Origin of the sequence: Rubrivivax benzoatilyticus JA2 = ATCC BAA-35, from assembly GCF_000190375.1 — a bacterium.
Lineage (GTDB): Bacteria > Pseudomonadota > Gammaproteobacteria > Burkholderiales > Burkholderiaceae_C > Rubrivivax > Rubrivivax benzoatilyticus.
Genome location: NZ_AEWG01000129.1, coordinates 1 through 3,910, shown reverse-complemented (window position 1 = coordinate 3,910; position 3,910 = coordinate 1). Strand labels below are relative to the sequence as shown.

The following is a 3,910-nucleotide window of genomic DNA, read 5'->3' as shown; positions in this document are numbered from 1 at the left end:
TGGGGCAACAGCCTGCTGCTCGCCGGCCACCTGATGCTGCTGGCGCGCATCGTCGTGCCGTTGCCGGTGTCGGTGATCGCCGGCAACACCCTGATCCTGCTCGGCGAGTGCGCCTACGTCGCGGCGCTGCAGCAGTTCATCGATGACCGGCCGCTGCCGCGCTGGGTGCGCCGGACCTGCGGCTTCTGCGTCGCGGCGATGGTGCCGCTGGCGCTGTTCGACACGCCGACGCGCGTGTTCGTCGCCTCGGTGCTGACGCCGCTGCCGGCGATCTGGGGCGCCTGGCTGGTCTGGCGTGCGCGCCATCGTGTCGAGCGCTCGCTGTGGCCGGTCGGCGCCGGCCTGGCGCTGATCGCGCTGGCGCTGCTGGCACGAGGCGGCCACGCGGCGCTGAACCCGTCCTACTACACCGACCCGATGCTGCCCGGCGGCATGCAGGCGGCCTTGCTGCTGACGAGCTTCGTCGCGCTGCTCGGCTCGGGTTTCGGCTTCGTGCTCGCCTGCACCGAGCGCGCGACACGTTCGCTGGAGCACCTGGCCTCGCACGACCACCTCACCGGGGCGCTGAACCGCCAGCCCGCCGAGCTGCTGCTGACCAACGCGCTGCAGCGCGCGCGCCGCGACCGCAGCACCGTCGCCTACGTGCTGATCGACCTGGACCGCTTCAAGTCGATCAACGACCGCCACGGCCACGTCTTCGGCGACGAGGTGCTGCGCCGCTTCGCCCAGACCGTCGATGCGCGCCTGCGTGCGACCGACGTCTTCTCGCGCTGCGGCGGCGAGGAGTTCGGTCTGGTGCTGCCCGACAGCGACGCGGCCGGCGCGCTGGGCGTGGTCGAGGAACTGCGCCAGGCCTGCGCCGCGATGGGGCTGATGACCGACGACGGCTGCCCCTTCGTGCTGACCTTCTCGGCCGGTGTCGCCCTCAGCCCGTCCGGGCGCGTCGGGGCCGAGGCGCTGTACCGCAATGCCGACCGCGCGCTCTACGAGGCCAAACACGCCGGCCGCGACCGGGTGGTGCTCGCGCAGCCGGAGGCGCCGCAGACCACCTGAGTCCCGCGCCCGGCGGCGGCCCGGCCGCCGCGGCGTGCAGGATTGCGCGGATGCACGGCTAGCGAAGCCGCTGCGGTTGATCGGCGGCACTCCGCGTGCGGGCGCTCGGGGCGATCCTGCTGGCCTGTGCCGGCATCCTCTGTCCGGTGGATGCGACTGGGCTCGCCAGCCGGCGGGCCGTCCCGATGACCCTGCACGAGCCGACCCTCTTCGTCCTGCTGCTGCTCGGCTACGCCATGCTGGGCCTGCAGCTGGTGACCGCCAGCCGCCGGCTCTTCGGCGGCGAGGCGCTGCGGGGCTGGGGTCTGGGCAACAGCCTGATGCTGGCCGGCTACCTGTTCCTGCTGGTCGACGTCGTGGCCCCGCAGCCGGTCTGGGTGGTCGCCAGCAACGGGCTGATCGTGCTCGGCGAGTTCGTGTTCGTCGCCGCGCTCCAGCGTTTCGTCGACCAGGCGCCGCCGCCGCGATGGCTGGTGATGGGCGGATTGGCCTGCGCGCTGTCGATGGCGCCGCTGATGATGCTGGCGACGCCGACCCGCATGGCCATCATGTCGCTGATCGCCGCGGCACCGCTGGCCTGGGGTGGTTGGCTGGTGGTGCGGCAGTGGCGCGAGGCCGAACGTTCGCTGCGTCCGGTCGGCGCGATGCTCGCGCTGGTGGCCGCGACGTTGCTGATCCGCTGCGTGCACGCCGTGCTTCAGCCCTCGGCCTACGTCGACATGACGCAGCCCAACCCGGTGCAGACCCTGGTCGCGGTGGCGGCCTACGTCGCGCTGCTCGGCGCCGGCTTCGGCTTCGTGCTCGCCTGCACCGAGCGGGCCTCGCGCTCGCTGGAGCGCCTGGCTTCGCACGACCACCTGACCGGCGCGCTGAACCGCCAGGCGGCCGAGCCGCTGCTCGCCCAGGCCCTGCGGCGCGCGCGCCGCGGCGGCGGCTGCGTCGCCTTCGTGCTGATCGACCTCGACCGCTTCAAGCAGGTCAACGACCGCCACGGCCACGTCTTCGGCGACGAGGTGCTGCGCCGTTTCGCGCAGACGGTGCGCACCCGGCTGCGCGCCAGCGACCTGCTGGTGCGCCTGGGCGGCGAGGAGTTCGCCCTCGTGCTGCCCGACAGCGACGCGGCCGGTGCGCGGCGCGTGCTCGAGCAACTGCGCGGCGACTGCCGGGAGATGGGGCTGCACACCGAAGCCGGCCAGGCCTGCCCGGTGAGCTTCTCGGCCGGCATCGCGCTCAGCCCGCAGGGCCGCGTCGACGGCGAGGCCCTGTACCGCGCCGCCGACGGCGCGCTGTACGCGGCCAAGCGCGGCGGCCGCGACCGGGCGGTGCTCGCCGGGGCCGATGAGACAATTCCGGCATGAGCGCTGCGCCGACCACCCTGACGATCACCCGCCCCGACGACTGGCACCTGCATCTGCGCGACGGCGCGGCGCTGGCCGCCGTGCTGCCGTACACGGCACGCGAGTTCGCGCGGGCGATCGTCATGCCCAACCTGCGCCCGCCGGTGACCACCGCGGCCCAGGCCACGGCCTATCGCGAACGCATCCTCGCCGCCGGCCTCGAAGGCACCGACTTCGAGCCGCTGATGACGCTGTACCTGACCGACAACACGCCGCCCGACGAGATCGTGCGCGCCCGGGAGGCCGGCGTCGTCGCGCTCAAGCTGTACCCGGCCGGCGCCACGACCAACAGCGATGCCGGCGTCACCGACATCCGCCGCTGCTACCCGACGCTGGAGGCGATGCAGCGCGCCGGCCTGCCGCTGCTGGTGCACGGCGAGGTCACCGACCCGGAGATCGACGTCTTCGACCGCGAGGCGGTGTTCATCAACCGTGTGATGCGCCCGCTGCGCGCCGACTTTCCCGAGCTGAAGGTCGTCTTCGAGCACATCACGACGAAGGAGGCGGCCGAGTACGTCGCCGCCGCCGACGACTTCACCGCCGCCACCGTCACCGCCCATCACCTGCTGTACGACCGCAACGCGCTGTTCGTCGGCGGCCTGCGCCCGCACTACTACTGCCTGCCGGTGTTGAAGCGTGCCGTGCACCGCCACGCGCTGCTGGCCGCGGTGGCCTCGGGCAGCCGCAAGTTCTTCCTCGGCACCGACAGCGCCCCGCACGCCGCGGCGCTGAAGGAGCAGTCGGTCTGCGGCGCCGGCTGCTTCACCGCGCCGGCGGCGCTGGCGCTGTACGCCGAGGCCTTCGAGCTGGCCGGCGCGCTGGACAAGCTGGAAGCTTTCGCCGCCTTCAACGGCCCCGACTTCTATGGCCTGCCGCGCAACACCGGCACCGTGACGCTGCGTCGCGAGCCGTTCACGCTGCCCGAGGCGCTGCCGTTCGGCGACGCCACGATCAAGCCGCTGCGTGCCGGCGAAACCCTGCCCTGGAGCCTGCAATGAACACCGGCGTGATGCTGCTGATCGACGCCGACAACGTCTCGCTGGACGTGATGGAGCAGGCCGTCGAGCTGATGATCGAACGCCACGGCGCGCTGCACGTGCGCCGCGCCTACTGCACCGCCGAGAGCGCGCTGAAGCACCAGGCGGCGTTCAAGCGCCTGGGCATCAAGCCGATGGTCAACCTCGCCGCCGGCAAGAACTCCACCGACATCGCGATGGCCGTCGACGCCATCGACCTGGTGCTCGCGCTGCGGCCGGCGGTCGTCGCGATCGCTTCGTCGGACTCCGATTTCGCGCCGCTGGTGCAGCGCCTGCGCGAGAAGGGCTGCCGCGTCGTCGGCCTCGGCCAGGACGGCAAGACCGGCGACGAGACGATCTCGGTCTACGACGAGTTCACCGTGCTGTCGCATCGCCGCGGCGGCGTGGCCACGACGCCGTCGCGCGGGCGCGGTGGCCGCACCG

The 3,910-nt window shown here is 72.8% G+C and carries 4 protein-coding genes; all 4 read left to right on the top strand.

Features of this window, described 5'->3' with window-relative positions:
- On the top strand, positions 1–1,053 hold a 1,053-nt coding region (locus RBXJA2T_RS19565), incomplete at its 5' end, for a GGDEF domain-containing protein (RefSeq protein ID WP_009858166.1).
- Positions 1,054–1,238: 185 nt separating this feature from the next.
- Positions 1,239–2,411 carry a GGDEF domain-containing protein gene (locus RBXJA2T_RS14555; protein ID WP_009858165.1) on the top strand — a complete coding sequence of 391 codons (1,173 nt, stop codon included), beginning with the start codon at positions 1,239–1,241 and terminating at the stop codon, positions 2,409–2,411.
- On the top strand, positions 2,408–3,448 hold the full coding sequence (pyrC, locus tag RBXJA2T_RS14550; protein WP_009858164.1) for a dihydroorotase: 1,041 nt from the start codon (positions 2,408–2,410) through the stop codon (positions 3,446–3,448). The genes RBXJA2T_RS14555 and pyrC overlap by 4 nt, the downstream gene beginning before the upstream one ends.
- A partial coding sequence (locus tag RBXJA2T_RS14545) for an NYN domain-containing protein (RefSeq protein ID WP_009858163.1) occupies positions 3,445–3,910 on the top strand: 466 nt, incomplete at its 3' end. The genes pyrC and RBXJA2T_RS14545, both read left to right, overlap by 4 nt.

Coding starts and splice junctions, on each gene's coding strand:
- pyrC (WP_009858164.1), top strand. CDS start 2,408: ATGAGCGCTGCGCCGACCACCCTGACGATCACCCGCCCCGACGACTGG.
- RBXJA2T_RS14555 (WP_009858165.1), top strand. CDS start 1,239: ATGACCCTGCACGAGCCGACCCTCTTCGTCCTGCTGCTGCTCGGCTAC.